The 19266-nt window shown below is 34.3% G+C and carries 21 protein-coding genes and 1 pseudogene; 13 read left to right on the forward strand and 9 right to left on the reverse strand.

The annotated features are described in order from the left end of the window. Nucleotides 1-63: 63 nt before the first annotated feature. Nucleotides 64-738, reverse strand: coding sequence for a molybdate ABC transporter permease subunit (gene modB, locus Q3V31_RS27805; RefSeq protein ID WP_002070208.1), 675 nt, complete (start codon nt 736-738; stop codon nt 64-66). 5 nt (nt 739-743) lie between these two features. Then, nucleotides 744-1550 carry a molybdate ABC transporter substrate-binding protein gene (modA, locus tag Q3V31_RS27810; protein ID WP_016128212.1) on the reverse strand — a complete coding sequence of 269 codons (807 nt, stop codon included), beginning with the start codon at nt 1548-1550 and terminating at the stop codon, nt 744-746. A gap of 133 nt (nt 1551-1683) precedes the next feature. Here modA and Q3V31_RS27815 point away from each other — a divergent pair, with 133 nt between their 5' ends. Continuing rightward, nucleotides 1684-2631 carry a helix-turn-helix transcriptional regulator gene (locus Q3V31_RS27815; protein ID WP_000657119.1) on the forward strand — a complete coding sequence of 316 codons (948 nt, stop codon included), beginning with the start codon at nt 1684-1686 and terminating at the stop codon, nt 2629-2631. A gap of 65 nt (nt 2632-2696) precedes the next feature. Here the strand turns inward: Q3V31_RS27815 and Q3V31_RS27820 are convergent, their stop codons facing one another. Together Q3V31_RS27820 and Q3V31_RS27825 are read right to left on the reverse strand one after the other, a co-directional pair. Next, complete coding sequence (locus Q3V31_RS27820; RefSeq protein ID WP_001021632.1) at nt 2697-2798, reverse strand: DUF3948 family protein; 102 nt, start codon at nt 2796-2798, stop codon at nt 2697-2699. 255 nt (nt 2799-3053) lie between these two features. Next, nucleotides 3054-3920: a LysR family transcriptional regulator gene (locus tag Q3V31_RS27825; protein WP_000423047.1), complete on the reverse strand. Its 867-nt coding sequence runs from the start codon at nt 3918-3920 to the stop codon at nt 3054-3056. A 128-nt stretch (nt 3921-4048) separates the two neighbouring features. On the opposite strand from Q3V31_RS27825, the gene Q3V31_RS27830 reads away from it, so the two are divergent. Continuing rightward, nucleotides 4049-5017: a DMT family transporter gene (locus Q3V31_RS27830; RefSeq protein ID WP_016128214.1), complete on the forward strand. Its 969-nt coding sequence runs from the start codon at nt 4049-4051 to the stop codon at nt 5015-5017. A 21-nt stretch (nt 5018-5038) separates the two neighbouring features. Further along, on the forward strand, nt 5039-5179 hold the full coding sequence (locus Q3V31_RS27835; protein ID WP_000894059.1) for a YrzO family protein: 141 nt from the start codon (nt 5039-5041) through the stop codon (nt 5177-5179). A gap of 60 nt (nt 5180-5239) precedes the next feature. On the opposite strand, the gene Q3V31_RS27840 is transcribed toward Q3V31_RS27835, so the two are convergent. Then, complete coding sequence (locus tag Q3V31_RS27840; RefSeq protein ID WP_001061781.1) at nt 5240-5335, reverse strand: DUF3948 family protein; 96 nt, start codon at nt 5333-5335, stop codon at nt 5240-5242. A 336-nt stretch (nt 5336-5671) separates the two neighbouring features. On the opposite strand from Q3V31_RS27840, the gene Q3V31_RS27845 reads away from it, so the two are divergent. Further along, nucleotides 5672-6277 carry a lysophospholipid acyltransferase family protein gene (locus tag Q3V31_RS27845; protein ID WP_000277793.1) on the forward strand — a complete coding sequence of 202 codons (606 nt, stop codon included), beginning with the start codon at nt 5672-5674 and terminating at the stop codon, nt 6275-6277. A 223-nt stretch (nt 6278-6500) separates the two neighbouring features. Here the strand turns inward: Q3V31_RS27845 and Q3V31_RS27850 are convergent, their stop codons facing one another. Next, nucleotides 6501-6596 (reverse strand): DUF3948 family protein, encoded by a 96-nt coding sequence (locus Q3V31_RS27850; protein WP_001060010.1) that lies wholly within the window; start codon nt 6594-6596, stop codon nt 6501-6503. 306 nt (nt 6597-6902) lie between these two features. Here Q3V31_RS27850 and Q3V31_RS27855 point away from each other — a divergent pair, with 306 nt between their 5' ends. The 6 genes from Q3V31_RS27855 to Q3V31_RS27880 all read left to right on the forward strand — a co-directional run bounded on the left by Q3V31_RS27855 (nt 6903) and on the right by Q3V31_RS27880 (nt 13085). Next, the gene (locus Q3V31_RS27855; RefSeq protein ID WP_001273926.1) at nt 6903-7880 is read left to right on the forward strand and encodes a LacI family DNA-binding transcriptional regulator; all 978 of its coding nucleotides are present in this window, start codon (nt 6903-6905) and stop codon (nt 7878-7880) included. Nucleotides 7881-8040: 160 nt separating this feature from the next. Then, a complete protein-coding gene (locus tag Q3V31_RS27860) occupies nt 8041-8370 on the forward strand; it encodes a PH domain-containing protein (RefSeq protein ID WP_001292580.1) in 330 nt (109 codons plus the stop codon). Between the two features lie 117 nt (nt 8371-8487). Further along, nucleotides 8488-9324 carry a YitT family protein gene (locus Q3V31_RS27865; RefSeq protein WP_000248057.1) on the forward strand — a complete coding sequence of 279 codons (837 nt, stop codon included), beginning with the start codon at nt 8488-8490 and terminating at the stop codon, nt 9322-9324. A gap of 138 nt (nt 9325-9462) precedes the next feature. Next, nucleotides 9463-9819 carry a YxeA family protein gene (locus Q3V31_RS27870; RefSeq protein ID WP_000728425.1) on the forward strand — a complete coding sequence of 119 codons (357 nt, stop codon included), beginning with the start codon at nt 9463-9465 and terminating at the stop codon, nt 9817-9819. 746 nt (nt 9820-10565) lie between these two features. Continuing rightward, nucleotides 10566-11399 carry a TatD family hydrolase gene (locus tag Q3V31_RS27875; RefSeq protein ID WP_000871058.1) on the forward strand — a complete coding sequence of 278 codons (834 nt, stop codon included), beginning with the start codon at nt 10566-10568 and terminating at the stop codon, nt 11397-11399. Nucleotides 11400-11579: 180 nt separating this feature from the next. Continuing rightward, on the forward strand, nt 11580-13085 hold the full coding sequence (locus Q3V31_RS27880; protein ID WP_090814362.1) for a DL-endopeptidase inhibitor IseA family protein: 1506 nt from the start codon (nt 11580-11582) through the stop codon (nt 13083-13085). Nucleotides 13086-13120: 35 nt separating this feature from the next. Here the strand turns inward: Q3V31_RS27880 and Q3V31_RS27885 are convergent, their stop codons facing one another. Then, nucleotides 13121-14770 (reverse strand): polysaccharide deacetylase family protein, encoded by a 1650-nt coding sequence (locus Q3V31_RS27885; RefSeq protein WP_329767545.1) that lies wholly within the window; start codon nt 14768-14770, stop codon nt 13121-13123. Nucleotides 14771-15017: 247 nt separating this feature from the next. Here Q3V31_RS27885 and Q3V31_RS27890 point away from each other — a divergent pair, with 247 nt between their 5' ends. Beyond that, the gene (locus Q3V31_RS27890) at nt 15018-15551 is read left to right on the forward strand and encodes a transglycosylase SLT domain-containing protein (RefSeq protein ID WP_000713240.1); all 534 of its coding nucleotides are present in this window, start codon (nt 15018-15020) and stop codon (nt 15549-15551) included. Between the two features lie 11 nt (nt 15552-15562). Here the strand turns inward: Q3V31_RS27890 and Q3V31_RS27895 are convergent, their stop codons facing one another. Beyond that, a complete protein-coding gene (locus tag Q3V31_RS27895; RefSeq protein WP_000381032.1) occupies nt 15563-16357 on the reverse strand; it encodes a DUF4931 domain-containing protein in 795 nt (264 codons plus the stop codon). A 135-nt stretch (nt 16358-16492) separates the two neighbouring features. Then, nucleotides 16493-16621: a hypothetical protein gene (locus Q3V31_RS27900; protein WP_002074188.1), complete on the reverse strand. Its 129-nt coding sequence runs from the start codon at nt 16619-16621 to the stop codon at nt 16493-16495. A 420-nt stretch (nt 16622-17041) separates the two neighbouring features. Between Q3V31_RS27900 and Q3V31_RS27905 the strand changes: the two are divergent. Both Q3V31_RS27905 and abc-f read left to right on the forward strand, forming a co-directional pair. After that, nucleotides 17042-17177, forward strand: a pseudogene (locus tag Q3V31_RS27905) (RAxF-45 family protein). Nucleotides 17178-17301: 124 nt separating this feature from the next. Beyond that, nucleotides 17302-19188, forward strand: coding sequence for a ribosomal protection-like ABC-F family protein (gene abc-f, locus Q3V31_RS27910; protein WP_016128218.1), 1887 nt, complete (start codon nt 17302-17304; stop codon nt 19186-19188). Nucleotides 19189-19266: the final 78 nt, after the last annotated feature.

Genomic DNA, 19266 nt, shown 5'->3' on the forward strand with positions numbered 1-19266 from the left:
TTATTTCCCGACGGTATATTTTATTTCCTGAGAAATAAAGAAGCAGCTTCGAAAAAAGCTGCTTTAAGAGTTAGTAATTCTTTTATTAATAAGCTGAATACATAGCAGAAATAGGAGTGACATACTAATAGTAATAACTACAAGTGTCCAGGCGAGTTGCATATTACTTGCATCAATCGCCATATAAATTGCAGTTGGGATAGTCTGTGTTTTACCAGGAATGTTCCCAGCAAACATGAGTGTAGCACCAAACTCACCGAGCGCACGAACAAAGCTCAAAATCATTCCGCTTAGTAAGGCAGGAAATGCAAGTGGGAGTGTAACGTGCAGGAAAACTTGATATTCACTCGCACCAAGGTCACGAGCACTTTCTTCAATTTGTACATTTGCAATAGAAAATCCTGTTTTTGCTGATTGGTACATGAGTGGAAATGCAACGACTGTAGAAGCAATGATAGCAGCAGTGGATGTAAACATAATAGACTGCTGAAATAATGATTCTATCCACATTCCAATGGGACTATTATTTCCAAAAATGATAATGAGAAAAAAGCCGATTACAGTTGGCGGAAGTACCATTGGTAATAAGAAAATAGTTTCTAGTATTACTTTATATCTCCATGAGGAGCGTGCTAGCGCTCGCCCGATAATCGTCCCTAAAATTGTAACGATAATGGTGGCGCATGCAGCTACTCGTAAAGATAGAAAGATTGGTGACAAAATAGCATCAAAGCTCATGGCAATTATGATAGGACTGTAAATCCATATTTTTTAAAGATAGATTGTGCATCTTTTGACTGCAAATACTCATAAAATGAAGTCGCCTCTTTCTTGTGCTTAGATTCTTTTATAACACCTAAAGGATAGTGAATTGGCTCATGAGAGGTAGCTGCTGCTGTCTCACCAATCTTTATTTTGTCTGAAATAAGAGCATCCGTTTTGTATACGATACCAGCATCGACATTGCCTGTTTCTACATATGTTAACACTTGGCGAACGTCTTTTGTAAATACGACTTTATTTTGAATGTCATTCCAAATATTTTCATGTGTGAGAGAAGCCTTTGCGTATTTTCCCGCAGGTACGGATTCAGGTGTACCAAGTGCAATTTTCTTGATTTTTTCATCTTTTAAATCTTGGAATTTTGTAAGAGAACTATCTTTTGGGACAACTAGAACGAGTTCATTCCCAAGAAGATTTTTCCCTTCTTTTTCATCAATGAATCCTTTTTTAACAAGAGTTTGAAATTTATCTTCTGCTGCTGAGAAGAATAAATCAGCAGGCGCACCTTGTTCAATTTGTTGTTGAAGTGCACCAGAAGCACCGAAGTTAAAAGAAAGTTTAATATTAGGTTCTTTTTCTTTATATTTTGTTTCAATTTCTTTTAGTGCATCTTGTAAGCTTGCAGCAGCGGATATAGTAAGTTCTACTGTTTTTCCTTCTTTAGCAGTTGATTTCTCTTTCTTTTCTCCGCTTGTACATGCAGCACTAAATATAAGAAGAAAAGAAAGTATAAGTGCCCCAATGGATCGTAATGTAAATTTGTTCATAAAAAAGTCCCCTTTCATTTTGACACATTTAATTATAACTAAATATAACTAATTATAACTAGTTATAATTGAATATAATTTGAACATATAGCTATTTTGAAAAAATAGGAGAAATATTCTTTTCTTTGTTACAATGAAAGAAGAAAGTGAGGAATCGTCTATGGATCATCATTCCTACACAACGGAAGAAGTAGCAAAGCGATTAAAAGTATCAAAACTAACTGTATACGACTTAATTAAAAAAGGAGAACTGCCTTCTTATAGAGTTGGTAGACAGATGCGCATTGATGCAGCGGATTTAGAACAATATATAAAGCAAATGAAAACTGGTAAGGTGCAAGTTGTTCCTGTAAAGAACGATGGTAATAGTACCTCGAATACATGTATTATTAGCGGGCAAGAACTAACGTTAGATATGTTGGCAAAACATATAGAAAATCGTATGCCAAATTCTAATATATTAAGAGCGTATCAAGGTAGTTTAACGAGTTTAGTGAAGCTGTACCAAGGAGAAGGAAGTGTCGTTAGCCTGCATTTGTTCGATGGGGAAACGGGTACGTATAATGTTCCTTACGTAAAACGTATTTTAGTTGGACAACCATGTATTATGATTAATTTATTATCAAGAAATGTAGGGTTTTATGTGCAAAAAGGGAATCCAAAAAATATAAAAACATGGGCTGATTTATCTCAGTCATCTATACGATTTATAAATCGAGAAAAGGGTTCCGGTATTAGGGTATTAGTGGATGAGCAATTGCGAATTCGAAAAATAAATAAAGAAGATATTAGCGGTTATGAATGGGAAGAATCGAATCACCTTGGTGTTGCTTCGCAAGTTGCGAATGGAAAAGCTGATGTTGGAGTAGGGTCAGAAAAGTTTTCGCAAATTGTAAATGTAGACTTTATTCCAATAATGAAAGAACAGTATGATTTAGTAATTTTGAAGAATAAAGAAAATGAAGAGCTTATTGAGTTTATGAAAGACATTCTGCAATCGGAAGAATTTCATAATGAATTAAAAGCAATTGGCGGATACGATATGACGAAAACAGGTCAAATTATATATGAAACAAACTAAAAAGCTGCTTGTCTATAAGACGAGCAGCTTTTTCTATATATAAAGGGGTTTGGGGAAGCAAAGTGTTAAACGAGACTTTGAGCAAGTGTGTAAATGAAAGCTGTAAGAAGAGTTGCTCCACTTGCAAGTCCGATAAAGTCTGATTTGTTAAATGTAATGATGTTCATAATAATCTCTCCTTATTTGTTTAATGTAGTTGCAACTGCTTTTGCATCGACAAGTGCGGATAGCACCATGCCCATTGTATTTAAAAATTTGTTTGATTTCATTTTGTTCATCATGCGTATCCGCTCCTTTTCGAATTGTTGTTGCCCTGCTTTATGTCTTAATTATAGGAAATATGGTCGCCTGCAACTATCGAATTAGCTTACGGAAGACTTACACTTTTGTAAGAAAAAAAGACATTCGTGTAAGAATGTCCTTCAAAGCATATTGATATGATGATGCTCTTCAATTGTTTTTAAAAAGCTACGCATTGAATTCGTCATATAGCTATCTTTACGGCGTATGAAAACCGTTGAAATACTACCATATTTTTCAGGGATTGCATGACAATGTACCTTACCAGCTTTAGAAAGATGGTGGACAGCAGACTGTGGTACGAGTGTAATTCCAAGGCCAAGTGCAACACTGTTTAGTATTGTTTCTAATATATTAAATTCCATAATTCTTTTTGGCAGCAAACCTTCATCTTTAAGCCATCGTTCTAATTTTGAACGGTATCCACATCCTTGATTAAAAACGAGTAGGGGCGTCGTAGTGAATTCTTCTATATGAAAAGCTTTATTTTGTGTAACAAGCATTAATTTTTCGGTACTAACATCGTATTGTTCAATTAATGGATGTTTAATAGGACCTGATATGAATGCACCATCTAATTGGTGATCGATTACTTTTCTAATAAGTTCTTCTGTTAGACCAGCTTGTAATGATAAATCGACATTCGGATAGCTCTTATAGTAAGAAGACAAAATGGTAGGCAATGTGCTTACTGTTTCGACTGTACCAATTTTTAATATACCAGATGGTGTTTCGCTATCTAAAAACACTTGTTTTAGCTCTTCAACATCTTGCAAAATTTTATGAACATAAACGAGCATTTTTCTTCCTTCAGCCGTTAAAGTCATGCCTCGTTTATGACGGTAAAAGAGCGGTGTTTTTAGCTCGTTTTCTAATTGTTTAATACGTGCGGTTACATTTGATTGTACGTAATTTAATTCCTTTGCTGCGCCACTTACACTACCTTGGTCGGCAACGCTCTGGAAGATTTGTAAGTCTCTTAATTCCATAGTACGATCCTCCTTGATGTTAACTATCATTATAAGTGATAGTTAACATCATTTTGAATCATTTTACGTGATATATTTTTTCTTTTACAATTCTCTTTGTGCAAATAGAAAGAAGCGGGGGGATTATGGTGAGAAGAGGTCAAATGATAATAGGGGCTTTAGCATGTTTAATTGCAAGTATGTCATGGGGAGCAATGTTCCCGGTTGCTGATCATGCGTTAGAATACATAGATCCATTTTATTTTTCACTTATTCGCTACGGAGCGGTGGCGATCGTATTGATTGTATTGTTGCTAATGAAAGAAGGTAAGAAGGCATTTCGCTTAGAGGGAAGAGGAAAGTTACTCGTCTTTTTTGGAACAATGGCGTTTACCGTATATAATGTATTAATTTTTCTAGGACAAATGTTAATGGGGAAATCAGGTGTAATGGTAGCTTCTATTATGGAGGCGCTGATGCCGATGATTTCAATTTGTATTTTATGGGGATATAAAAATATAAAGCCGAAGAAGTATATGATAACGAGCATGATTATCGCGTTTGTAGGGGCTATATTTGTTATTACGAAAGGTGATATGAGTTTCTTTTTAACATTGAAAGATAACATGTTTTCGCTAGCATTTATATTTGTTGGTGTTGTAGGATGGGTAATTTATACGATGGGTGGTCAAACGTGTAGCGATTGGTCAACATTACGCTATTCTACTTTGACGTGTGTATTGGGTACAACTGTCACAGGGATGATAACTGTAGTCATTACAGTGCTTGGATATGTATCTGTTCCAAGTATGGAAACGATTTCTATTGTGAAGTATGATTTGTTATTTATGATGACATTACCAGGTATCGTAGCACTACTTGCTTGGAACTACGGTGTGAAAATCTTATCATCCATTAATGGTATTTTATTTATTAACTTTGTGCCAATTACTACTTTAGTTATTATGATGATGCAAGGGTATAAAATAACAACATTTGATATTGTAGGAACATTATTTGTTATTGCAGCGCTTATTCGTAATAATGTTTGTCAGAGAAAAGAAGAAAATGCAAATAAACAAATGTTGCAAGAAAAGCAATTGCGCCAAGCTGTTTAATAGGCAACTGGAGGATTTTATATGTTAGAAAGTTTATTGTTTTTCTTTGCTGCTGGAGTTGCCTGCGAGCTTGCGGCAATTAATCGAAACGGTCGTAAGAATATAAAACAACAAGCTGAATTGATACAGCTTTTAAGAGAATTGAAGGAAAGAAAAAATTAAAAAGACGACCGGGCATAGACGGTCGTCTTTTTCTATATAAAGGGGAAAGGGGACACAAAGTTATACAAGCGTTGCGGCATAAATAAAAGCAGTAAGAAGAATTGATCCGCTAGCTAGTCCTAAAAAATCTAATTTGTTAAAAGTCAGGTTATTCATTATAAATTCTCCTTACTTGTTTAATGTAGAAGCAACAGTTTTTGCATCGATAAGAGCGGATAATACCATGCTCATTGTATGTAAGAAATTGTTTGATTTCATTTTGTTCATCATATAGATCCGCTCCTTTTCGAATGGTTGTTGTTACTTTCTGACTTAATTGTATAAGATAGTGGAGGGGGTCACTATCGAATTAGCTTACAATAAACTTACACTTTTGTAAGAATTGAAATTTAACAATAAATACTTATTTTTATTACCAACTCCTAAAACTTAGTGTTATAATCATTGTAAGAAAATGATTATACTTCGGATATTCAGAAAGGAACGAAACAAATGTATAAACCAATTACATTTTCGTTGAAATATATATTTAAAATGGCTGGGAAGGTAGAAGTGCAAGGGAGAGAGAAATTACCGGAAGATGGCCCTTACGTTGTTGCGTGTACACATACAAGTTTTATGGATGTTTTAATGTTAGCGGCAGGAATGTACCCAACCCAAATTCATTACATGGCAAAAAAGGAATTGTTTGAAGGGAAATTTAAAAATTGGTTTTTTAAAAATGTAAATGCATTCCCTGTAGACCGTGCGAATCCAGGGCCAAGCACATTGAAAATTCCATCTCGTTTATTAAAAGAGGGAAAAGTAGTAGGTATTTTCCCGAGTGGAACGAGATCATCAGAAGATGTTTCATTAAAAGCTGGGGCTGTTACGATTGCAATGCGTTCTAACGTTCCATTAATACCAGCAGCTTATGTTGGTCCATCAAGTGTAAAAGAATTGATAAAAGGAAAAAAAGCGCAATTAGTTTTTGGAGACCCAATTCAAATTGATGCTGAAGAACAAATAGATCGAAAAACGGCTATGAAAATGATGACAGATCAATTAAATGAAAAGTTTGAAGAACTAAAGGAAGCTCTTCAATCAAATCAAAAGTAAGAAAAGACGACCGAGCATAGACGGTCGTCTTTTCTATTACTATTTATATAAAGTGAAACTTTAATCAGTGGGGGTTTTGTTCATCCCCACTGATTATTAGCCCTCACCAATCGGGATTTTACAGGCAGTTGATCTCCCGCCTAACTTCCTCGCATTCGCCGAATTCTGAGGTGGGAGTCGTACTGCCCGTTAAAGCGGGATAAAGGGGAAAGGGGACACAAAGTTACACAAGCGTAGCAGCGTAAATGAAAGCAGTAAGAAGAACCGAGCCGCTAGCAAGTCCTAAAAAATCTAATTTGTTAAAAGTGATGTTGTTCATAATATATTCTCCTTACTTGTTTAATGTAGAGGCAACAGCTTTTGCATCGATAAGAGCAGATAATACCATGCCCATTGTGTTTAAGAAATTGTTTGATTTCATTTTGTTCATCATATTAGATCCGCTCCTTTTCGAATGGTTGTTGCTCTGTTTCTGACTTAATTGTATGAAATATAGCGGAGAGTCACTATCGAATTAGCTTACAGGAAAATTACACTTTTGTAAGAAAAACGAATGAAGGTGTCATGATGAGAAGATTTGACATATGTTCATGTGATTTATTAAGTTAAAAGTAGAGGTGAGTGTATGGCTAATATTAAAGATATTGCAAAGATGGCTGGGGTTTCAGTTACGACTGTTTCGAGGGTATTAAATGATCATCCATATGTAAGTGAAGAAAAAAGGAAAGTTGTTTTAGAAATAGTTGAGAAATTGAATTACTCACAAAATGCAAATGCTGTTCATTTATCAAAAGGGAAGACGAATATTGTTGGTGTGATTTTACCTTATATTAATCATCCGTGTTTTGATGCAATGGTGGGTGGAATGATGGACGTTGCGTTAGCTCATAATTACAGGGTGCTTCTTTGTCAAACGAATTACAATAAAAAAGAAGAAATGAAAAGTTTACATATGTTGAAAACAAAGCAACTAGATGGTTTGATCATTTGTTCTCGTGCGAATGAGTGGGAAATTATAGAGCCTTATGCAGCGTATGGGGCGGTTATTGCTTGTGAGGATAATGATATTGAAAGTATATCGAGTGTATATACAGATCACTTTAATGCCTTTCAATTAGGGATGAGTTACCTTATTGAAAAAGGTTATAAGAAGATTGGATATTGTACGGGAAGAAAGTTAGGACCAAGTAGTAAGAAACGTTTTGATGCGTATAAACAACAGCTACAATTAATAGATGAAGAAGTGATGGAAGATTGGATTTTCACAGAATGCTTTACATTAGAAGATGGTGTAAGAGTTGCGCATCAATTTAAGGAGATGGAGAATCCGCCAGAAGCGTTAATAGTGGCAGGAGATGAGGTCGCTATTGGGATCATGACAGAAGTTAATAAACTAGGTATTAAAGTTCCGGAGGATTTAGCGATTATTGGTTTTGATAATCAACCGATTTCTCAAGTTTTACAACTGACAACTATTGACCAAAATTTAAAGGGAATAGGTAAGACGGCTTTTGAAATGTTTTACAGGCAAGTAAGTGATGAGGGTTCTAAACAAGAAAAGATGGAAATTCCGTATAAACTTGTGGAACGCTCTACAGTTTAGCGATAATCCGTTATGTGTATAATCACATAACGGATTATTTTTTGAAATGTCTTTGACAGGAAACGCATTTCATACTTTATAAAAGAGTTACACCGGTCTGTAATAATCCATGGATTCTTTTCAAGTGTTAAAGCAATGAATAGAATTTGGAGGGATATGTATGAGTGAACTTTTATTAAGTATGAAAAGGTATGTAGAGGATGATGAACAAATTTTAGCATTTGTGATAGGGATATTTGAGAAAGATGATTTTACCTTATCATATCGGCATGGGATTTTCGTTGCTACTACTAGACGTCTCCTCTTTTATGGAGAAATTCCGTACTATCCATCAACATTTGAAGTGTATTCGTATTTGCATATAGATGACATAAATTTTCATCCGCAATTAGTGTTTACTTGTAATCAGGAAACGGTAACAGCTAAGTATATTCAGAAAGGTAATGTGGAGCGATTTGTCCGTACAGTTAGAGCGAATATGAATAATTAATCACCCCTTTGTTTAAACATAATATCTTGGTCTTTGTGAGGAAAAATGCGGAATAAAAACAACTTCTAAACCTCTAGGAGATAGTGATACAATGTCAAATGGGGGGAGGTATGAACTATGGTTAATCAACGTATAAAAGAGATAACATTAATTACAATTGGTTCATTGTTATTCGCAATCGGTATTAATTATTTTGCAATTCCAAACCGTTTATCAGAAGGTGGCATTATTGGTGTAACGGTTGTTACGTATTATTTATTTGGTTGGTCGCCAGGGATTGTCAATTTTGCTATAAATGCAATTTTACTGGCTGTTGGTTATAAATTTTTTGATAAGAAAACGATGGTTTATACAATTTTAGGGATTGTAGAAACATCCTTGTTTTTATATGTTACGGAACATATTGAGTATCATGTAAATAGTGATACGTTATTAGCGGCTCTATTCGCTGGCTTATTTGTAGGTATCGGATTAGGGTGTATGTTCAAAGCTGGAGGTACATCAGGAGGGTCGGCAATTTTAGCGCAGTTAGCAAATCAATACTTAGGTTGGAGTGTTGGTAAAGGCGTACTTATTATTGATATCATTGTAATTGCCGGTTCTGTATTTATAATAGGGCAAGAAAAGGCAATGTATACACTCGTTGCTGTATTTATCGGAGCGAAAGTAATTGATTTCATTGTAGAAGGAATGGATACAAAAACAGCTGTTACAATCATTTCAAATCAACCGGATTTAATACGTGAAACTATTACGAAAAACATGACGCGCGGTGTCACTGTATTAGAGGGGCGCGGCGGATATACTGGTAAAAATAAAGAAGTATTATATATTGTTATTAATAAACAAGAGCTTGTTAAGTTAAAGCAAGTTATTAGCCGAGTAGATGAAGATGCTTTCGTTGTTATTCACGATGTACGTGATGTACTTGGTGGTGGCTTTAAAGCGAGCTAAAAGGTGAACGAGTAAATTCGTTCGCCTTTTTTAATTCTTACAAAAATGTAAGTGTAATGTAATGAGATTCAATAGTAGATTTTATTCCTTCTTTTTAAAATGGATGTATATATATCCTGCGGAGGAGGAATGTTTAGTATGAAGAAAAAGATGATCACTACTATAATAGCGATGATAGTGATAGTAGTAATGTTACTGCCTACGAAACTTGGACCAGTTATAGATAAATATAATCCACTTTATAAGACGAAAGAATATTATACGGTTGTGAATACAATTGGTCAGCATATTGGTGATGAATGGTATGAATATGAATTTATTGCATTTGACGAACGTGGAAAAGAACAAAAAATAAAGAAGACCGTTAAGCATATGTTAAAGAGAGATGAAGCATTAAAAGTGTATGCAAAAGGACGATACGGCGAGACGATTGAAGAAATTGAAGCTGTAAATATTCCTATTAATGCGAAGAGTAAACTTTTAACGACGAGATAGCGGATTATACCCCCACCTATTTTTTGTCGAAAATAAAAATACTAGGTAGGGGTATTTTGAAGCGTATGAAAAAGCCTTAGTCCATATGGACTAAGGCTCTTTTTATTATATAAAGGGGAAGGGGGTACATTGTAGTAGCATGAGTGAAAGGTATAAGAAGAGCCGGCTACTAGCAATGTAATTTGGTTATGTGAGTGTTCTTCTTATTTGGCTTACTTTCTAACTTTATTGTACGAAATATAGGTAAGGGAAACTATCGAATTACATTACACATAGCTTACAAACATGTAAGCCTTCTGTAATGTAATTCGATGGTTAATAGATAGTGAATTTCATATAGTGTAACTAGAAAGTCTCACTGTATTACTTTCTGTTTGTAATGTTAATGAAGAATAAAAAACCAACTAATTTTGAATAGCCCTCATCTCTATTTAGATGAGGCTCTTTTTTAAACCTTACAACATTGTAAGGTTTACGTAAGTTAATTCGATAGTAATTTTGTCATATTTTTTGCATAATAGATACAAATAGATAAAAAATAATTAGGGATATAGTAAGAAGGGAGAAAACTGGGATGCGTAAAGAAGAAGTAGTGAAGTTTCCAATTAAAGATTTCTGTAGCTACTTTACTGTTGCCATAGTATGTATTGGATTATTTGATATAATAACAAATTTAATTGTTAACTAATATAGATGATAAAACAAGAAGGGAGACCCTTTCTTGTTTTTTTTATGGGGGCATAAAGATGAAATGGATTGATAGCCATATACATGTTGATCAATATGAGAATGAAGAGAAAAGTAGATTACTTATAGATGTGGAAAACAGTAAAGAGATACAAGGGCTTATTGCAGTATCTATGAATTATCAATCATGCCTAGAAACTTTATCTTTAGCAAAGCGATATCCTTTTGTACATCCAGCAATAGGTTTTCACCCGGAGCAACCGATTCATAAAGAGGAATGTGAGCAAATTTATAAATTAATTGAAGATCATGTAGAGAAAATCGTTGCGATTGGTGAAGTGGGCTTGCCATATTATTTAAGGAAAGAAGATGAAAATATTGCTATCGATCCATACATAGCGGTGTTAAAAAAATTTGTGGAACTAGCTAGTAAATACGATTTACCAATTATATTGCATGCGGTTTATGAAGATGCTGACACTGTATGTGATTTTCTTGAAGAATATAAAGTTTCACGTGCACACTTCCACTGGTTTAAAGGGAGTGAAGAGACAATGAAACGGATGATGAGGAACGGTTATTATATTTCTATCACACCGGATGTTTTACATAAGGAGAAAATTAGAAAAATCGTTTCGTATTATCCGCTTGAATATATGATGGTAGAAACAGATGGCCCATGGGAATTTCAAGAGGGTGTTATGACGCATCCGACAATGATTCGAGAGGTATTAAAGGAAATTAGTGTTATAAAAAACATATCTGTTGATGAGGTTACAGAAACAATATACGAAAATACAATTCAATTTTACCCCGCATTAACGGGCAGTAGGACCCCCACCTCAAAGTTCAGTGAAAGTAGAGAAGTTAGGCGGGGGTCGGGCTGTCCGTAAAAGCTCGATTGGTGAAGGCTAATAATCAATGGGGGATGAACAAAACCCTTACTGATTAAAGTTTCACTTTATTCGAAAGGATAGGAGAGTCACTCTTATCCTTTTTGTTATGGATATTTTTTCTAATATTTTCTATAATTTATCATATGTTTAATTTGATGAAGGAAGCAGGGGGAGAAAATGGGGGAAGCATATAAAAAGATAGCTATTACGATTATGACCGGAGCGCTGTCGCTTGCGATGTTTGGGTGCGAATCAGAAAAAAAGGCGACAAATACAAACGTAGCACAAGAAAATAAGGAAGAACAAGTGGATCCAATAGTTGAAAAACAGATGAAAGAAAATGAGAAAAATGGGAATGCAGTTGGAAATAGTTCTAACAAAGGAAAAATGGCAGAGAGTAATGGATGGATTTACTATGCGGTAAATGGTGATAAAAATACAGGAGGCATTTATCGTACGAAGGATCAATTTCAAACATCAGAACTTGTAGTAAAAGGTGTGGATGCTTCTTACATAAATATAAAAAATAAATCTTTATATTTTATTCATACAGATGAAGATAGAAATGCGGGACTATCTTCTTTAATGAAGTATGATATATCTTCTAAAAAGCTGGATACGTTAAAAGCAGATACAAATTATGTTTATATAAAAGACCAAACGTTATTTTACCAGAAAAAGTATTCTGAACATGGTGGTTTTGATATTGTAGGGATTGTAAAAATGGATTTGAAAACAGGGCAAGAAGAGGAAGCTGCATTTAAAAACTCTGGCTGGTCTCGAACGATAGACGATAGTATTCTACATTGGAATAAAAATCGTGGAACACAAGTGACAAAAGACAATCAAACTTGGTCAAAAGAAAGTTATGCAACAATATCTAGTGCGACTTATAATAATGAAAAATTATATGCTGTTGTTGATTTTTCGTTACCTTTTGAAGTAAATCAAGCTGAGCATGGTATATATGAGATAGACACTCAACAAAATAATGAAAAGTTATTGGTAAAGGATGCCTTGCAGATGAATGTGAAAGGTGATACTTTTTATTACTTGAAAAATGATGGAGTGTATAAGAAGAAAATTAATGGTGGAAATGAAAAGGTAATTTATAATAAAGCAATAGAGCCAACTAAATCCTATTTATATTTTGTAGCAGGAGATATGTATCTCTATACAGATAATGGAACTATTTTGAATCTAGATACAAAGAAATCAAATGAAGTACAAGATAAGAAGCTAGCAGATGACGCTATGTTACAGAAAGTATGGAATGCACAGAAGGAACTTACCAATATTCAAATGGCTGCACTAACAGGAAACCCAAAACGAGTAGGGGATTTTTCATACGGGGAATTAGTGAATCCTATTTATAATACGAAGGATACTTTAGAGATTACGCTATCTACGTACTTCTCAAAATCATTTATAGCAGAGTATATGAAGAGTAAGTATATTAAAGAGTTAAATGGAAAAATGCACTATGTTATTGGAGATCCAGGGTCAAGAGCAGGAACTAAATTTACAAAAATTATTTCTGCCGAATTAAAGGATGGAAAAATAAAAGCGCAGGTAGAAACGTATAATGACTATGATAATGTAACGGAAAAGGTAGAAGTTGAATTTATTTATGAAAATAATCAATGGGTTATTAATAACATGCCGCGTTTTGGTTTAAGTTAAAAAAACCACCAAGCATTTTGCTTGGTGGTTTTATATTAGGATTCTAATTTTTTCGCACGTCTTAATAATAAAAGAAAGACAATTATAATGAACCCAATTATAAGAAAGAACCCATATTGTTTTATATAATCCATTATGTCATTCGCACTTGTTGGTTTTTCAACGTGAATGCCGTCTTTATTAGTAGTAATATGAATATCTTTCATTTTTACTTCATTCGTTTCTTTTTGTAAATCAATCCACTCTATGTTTGGAATGCTTTCCAGTTCTTTTAATACTTCTTTTAATGGTGTAACACCTAAGTAAGGGTGATAAAATGCACCGATAATTCCATCGGATAATTTTTTGATAGATACAGCACGTTCTTTCATTTTTGCTATAGCTTGTGGTTTATCTTCTTCAATAAAGCCAACAGTTTCAGGAATTAATTTCATCCCATGTAAAAATGACGGTGTACTTATATAAGCCGGTGAGTGCATTGATTTCCAAGTTGTATCGTTTAGTTGTAGTTGTCCTACATAAGTTGAAAAATATTGTGATAGTATTTCATATCCTTTTTGAGACATTGTATAGTGCGGAGCCTCAAAGGCAACTGGATATAATTTCGCTTCTACAAGCTCTGTAATCCCTTTTTCAATATGATCTTTCGTATATTTTTCTTCGAAGGCTTTTCCGTTTTCTATGTATTTATTATAGTCTTCTGTAGACTGAAAATCTTCTTTTGCCTTTGGTTTTTCATGGTTTGGTTGGCGAATTGGTTGATCTGTTTTTACATCCCAAAACTCAAAACCTTCGCCAGTTTCACTATCATAAAACTGATGGGTGTAACCATGCATAACGATAGAACCGCCGTTATCTTGCATAAAGCGTAAAACATCGACTAATTCAGAGTTATCCTTTAAATGTACTGTTTTTCCTGTGTCGGGATCTTTGTAAACAGGGATAACAGTAATCATATAAGGAAGGTTTTTCTCTTTTAGTAATTCAGCAATTTCTTTTAATTGCTTTACATTTACAGCTGGATGAACGTCTTCAAGACGTAAATAAGCTGAAGTTTTATTTGTCATCGGCTTTTGTTCAAAGTAAGAAAATAGCATTTCACCGACGTAATGAGACATCCAATCGAAAAGGTTTGGAGTTGCAACGTAATATGATGTTCCTTGGTGAACGATTAACGGATGGTTTCCATCGGCACTCAAGGCATAAGCAAGAGTTGTTCCTTTTGCTTCAATTTTCTTCATTAAGCGTTCTTCTTGTAATTCATTTTTTAATTTGCGTGTCGGATATTCTATAGTATGAGTTCGTATATCAGTTTCATCCGAGGTAATGAACGAAAAACGATTAGATAATTGCTCAACATTTTGACCTAAAACTAATACTGGACCTGAGAAGCTTTCCAGAAATTGTTTTACTTCAGTGGAAAGATCTTCTTTTTTCTCTCCTATATAAACGATATGTGTATAAGAAGATGAGTTAGTAATTTCATTTATCTCTTTTAAACTTTTTACTGTTATATCTTTTGTAAAGTGCCCTAACTGAGTATTAAGGATTTGTACATTGTTTGTAACTGTATTATTTTCTGTACTATATAAAATAAGTACCTTTGGTTTTGATGATGTTTGTGCGGATGTGTGTACAGGTATGAGTAGTAAAATACTGAACAAGAGTATTAGGCATTTTTTCATTTTGTGTGCTCCTATTCTATATGTAGAATTCAATTTACAATTATATACAAGAAATAAGTTATAGTCCATGTAAGTTACATTTTTGCACGTATTTACCAACTGTTTTTTCACAAAATCAGTCTAAAGCATGATGATAATATGTATAGTAATTTGCTATGATGGAAGAGTAAGAGAACGATAGAATGTAGGTAATTGTAAAGGGAAAGCTGAAAGGGGACGAATTTCAGCGGAGAAAGAGGTAGAGGTAGTGAAGAAATTCTTTGTAGGATTTTTAGTTGTTCTTGGAGTGTATTTATATTTCCAAGAGAAGTCTGAAGGAATGGATAAACTAATAAATGAGACAAGCTATGTTGATTCAGAGGAAGCAAAACAGATGAAACAAATTATTATAGAGGAAGCAAAGAAAGTAAACCTTCCAGAATGGATACCTCTTACAATTGCCGAACATGAAAGTAGGTTAAATCCAAGAAGTGTTGGAGATAACGGAACTTCATTCGGATTGTTTCAATTGCACCGCGGTGGTGGGCTTGCACCGGATAATTTAACTGATGAAGAGTTGAAAGATCCGCGTACAAATGCGCAAATTGCAATGCCACACTTACTGAAAGGGTATAAGCGCGGGGTGCAAAAGGGTTTGACTGATTTTGCATTACTGAAATATATAGCAAATACATCAGGATGGCCAGGGAATCTAGGGCCAGAGTGGACGGATAACAATATGAAGTATAACGTTGGATTAGAAGATGTATATTATCGGAATAAAGGCGTAATAAAAGAGTAGGTTTTCGACACCTACTCTATTTTTTTATGAATAATTTTGTCTTCTTGTTTCATGAAATATTGCGCTAGTTGTATTTTCACCTCTTCTAGTTTTGTAGAAACTTGTGGTATTTTATATCCTACATACAATGGTGAAACGACAAACCTAGGAACAACTTTACAAATGATTTTTCCATTTAGATGATAGAAGAATAAGTTATAACTACTACATCCTTTATGGAAATCTGTCAGTATGTAACGTACAGTTTGCTGAATATAATTTGCCATTTCATCTATAAATGCAATATCTTCAATGACTATGTTAAATTCAGTAAAGCCAATAATAGGACGCTCTGAAATATTGAGTTCAATACGTTCGTTTTTTTGTACAATTACTCCTTGGAAATTTTCCTTTTCTACGTTTTCGAGATAGTCTACATATTTCATTCCGATAATTTGCATGTGTGCATGGTGCAAACTGCCACCTGAAAATGGACCATGATTTTTATATAAAATCACAGATGCAAATTCCTCGTTATTCTGTAAGTTTAACCAATGGTGAATAGAGAAACGAATTAGTTTTCTCATATGTTCTTCTGTATATGTTCCGATATGATCTTCACAATTATCTGTTTCGATTAGCACTGTTTGAAAGGTATCTTTTAATGTAGGGAATTTATTTTTTAACCAAATAATAGAGCCCTCAGCTGCTAAAATATCCGTTAAATTTTCTCTGTCACAAAAAGGACATGCAGCGCTTCTGTTCCGAATGCTTTCTGGTTTTTGTTTACCGATATCGTTTAAAAAATATAGTTGTTGTGTATCCATTTGTATATATGCCCCTTTAAAATATGTGTAAAAATCCCGCTTAATACATTCGGGAAAAGGAGGAGGAAATCCTTTAAAGGGAATAGGGAAAAATAAAAGACAAGATATCCTCATTACAATAGGGTACCTTGTCTTTTATTTTTTCTTCAATAGTGTGTATGGATAATATAGAGCATTTGCATTTTGTTTCTTTTTTCTATTTTTTATTGTGTATAAGGCAATTGCCGTACTTGCGATTACAATAATGGCTTTCTTCATATTCATATACCCCTTTTTATTGTTGGTTTAATTCTTGGCTAACTGCTTTTGCGTCGACTAAAGCGTGTAAAATCATTTTCACCATGTTCATCATATTCCTTCACTCCTTTTTATAGTTCGTTTAGTTCTTTTACAACTGCTTGTCCGTTCACTAATACCTCAAAGATTGCTTTTAAGATTTCTTTCATCATAATTGTTTTCCTCCTTGTTTTTGTCTCTCTTGTTTATACCTTTATTGTATAGGGAGGCATCTTTTCGTACTATCGCTTTCCATTACGTGAACATAACAGTTTTGTAAGATTTGATGTCACTTATTGAAATGTTTAGTCTATCTTCATTATTTTCAGAAAAATGACTATTCAAACATGAAATGGGAAAGTATAATAAAGAAGTAGTATTAAATTCCGTACGAAAGGGGTGAATGAGATGAAACGTTCTTTAGCTGCACGTGCCAAATTTTTAGATTATATCTATTTTTGTCGTGCGATTTTTCATGATGTAGTTGTTAACGGGATACGTATGCCCTTTTTTTAACAATTGCATAGTAGCTATTGAACGATAGAAGTCTCTTCACCCATTTTTGATAAACGTGTGAAAAGGGAGCTATTTGGCTTCCTTTTTCTATGCCAAAAACCATGGGGAATGTTTCTTTCCCATGGTTTTTTATATTGAGAGGAGTACGGAAAATGACAATTTGTAGTGTAAATAATGTAACGAAATCTTTTGGTGGAAACATCATATTTGAAAATATATCGCTTGAAATAAAGAATGGTGAACGTATTGGGTTAGTTGGTCGTAACGGTAGTGGGAAGACAACTATCTTGCAAATTCTAACAGGAATGGAGAGTTTGGATGCGGGAGCCATTCATATGAAGAAAGGTACATGCATCGGGCATGTAGCACAAATTCCAAAATTCAATAATGAAATGAATGTATATGATGTATTAAGCTCCGCTTTTAAAAAGGAAAAAGAGTTGGAGATAGAAATGCATGATTTAGAAAAAAATATGGCGGAAGAACAGGAAGCATCTGCTTTACAAAAATCGATGGAGAGATACGGAGTAATTCAAGAAAGGTACGCGTTTCTCGGTGGCTATGAAATAGAAGCGAATATTATGAAGGTGGCAAATGGTCTACAGGTGACGGAACTGTTTCCACGATCATTTATGGAGTTAAGTGGTGGAGAACAAACAAAAGTAAGTCTTGCGTACATGCTATTGCAGAAACCGGATTTACTTCTATTAGATGAACCAACCAATCATCTAGATTTATTTGCCGTAGAGTGGTTAGAGCAATTTCTAAAAGAATATACAGGAACAGTTATGGTCATTTCGCATGATCGCTATTTCCTTGATGAAGTTGTAACGAAAATTTTTGATTTAGAAGATGGAGAAATTCACGTATATCATACGAACTATTCCCAGTTTGTTGAGGAAAAGGAAGAACGGTTGCTTCAAGAATTTCAAGCGTATCAAGAACAGCAAAAGAAAATAAAGAAAATGAAAGAAGCAATTAAGCGTCTACGTGAATGGGCAAATCAGGCGAATCCGCCGAATGAAGGATTGCACAAGAGAGCGAGAAATATGGAACGTGCATTAGAGCGTATAGAGAAACTAAAGAGACCCATTTTGGATAGAAAACAGATGGGACTTCAGTTTGAAGGGCAAGAGAGAAGCGGGAAAGATGTTGTTGTAATGAAAGAAGTGAGTAAAGGATTTGCCGACAGACCTTTATTCGAGAAGGCAAATTTGCATATTCGTTTTCAGGAGCGCGCAGCTATCGTTGGACGTAATGGTACAGGAAAGACTACGTTATTAAAATTACTATTAGAAGAAATGAAGCAAGATGCTGGAGAAATTCGGATTGGTAGTAGTGTGAAAATCGGTTATTTATCGCAACATGCGTATGGGAATATGAAGAACAATGTATTGGAAGCTTTCAGAGATTGTGTGGCTGTAACAGAGGGAGAGGCAAGACATATATTAGCTCGCTTTTTATTTTATGGTCCAGCTGTTTTTAAGAAAGTAACGCAACTGAGCGGCGGAGAAAAAATGAGGTTAAGGCTCGCGCAACTTATGTATCAAGATGTTAACTTTCTTATTTTAGATGAGCCGACGAATCATCTTGATATTGAATCAAGGGAAGTTTTAGAGGAAGCCCTTGAACAATATAATGGGACGATTTTAGCTGTTTCACATGATCGTTATTTCTTAAATAAATTGTTTGAAAAGACATATTGGATTGATGAACACAAATTATTTGAGTTTGCAGGAAACTATGCATGGGCTCGTCAAAAGTGGGAAGAAAGAATTGAGAAACAAGTAGCAAAACAGAAGCAGCAACAGCAAGGGAATAAAGTGTTGAAAGTAATGCCTATAAAAAAGAAGGAGTCTAGGAATTTAGAGGAAGTTGAAAACGAGTTAATGCATATAGAAGAAGATATATATGCAATCGAATGTAAAATGGAACATGTGGTTGATGTTGAAATGCTTGAACAATTGTATGAAGAAAAAACGAAAAAAGAGTTTTTACGAGCGGAGTTATATACTGAGTTAGAGAATATTGTGGAGTAAAAATTAGAAAGCTAATTCCTTTCAGTTTTGCTGAAGGGATTAGCTTTCCTTTTTACCCTGCTATTTGCGGGGCAGTAA

The sequence above is a fragment of the Bacillus nitratireducens genome (assembly GCF_036320425.1).
Lineage (GTDB): Bacteria > Bacillota > Bacilli > Bacillales > Bacillaceae_G > Bacillus_A > Bacillus_A nitratireducens.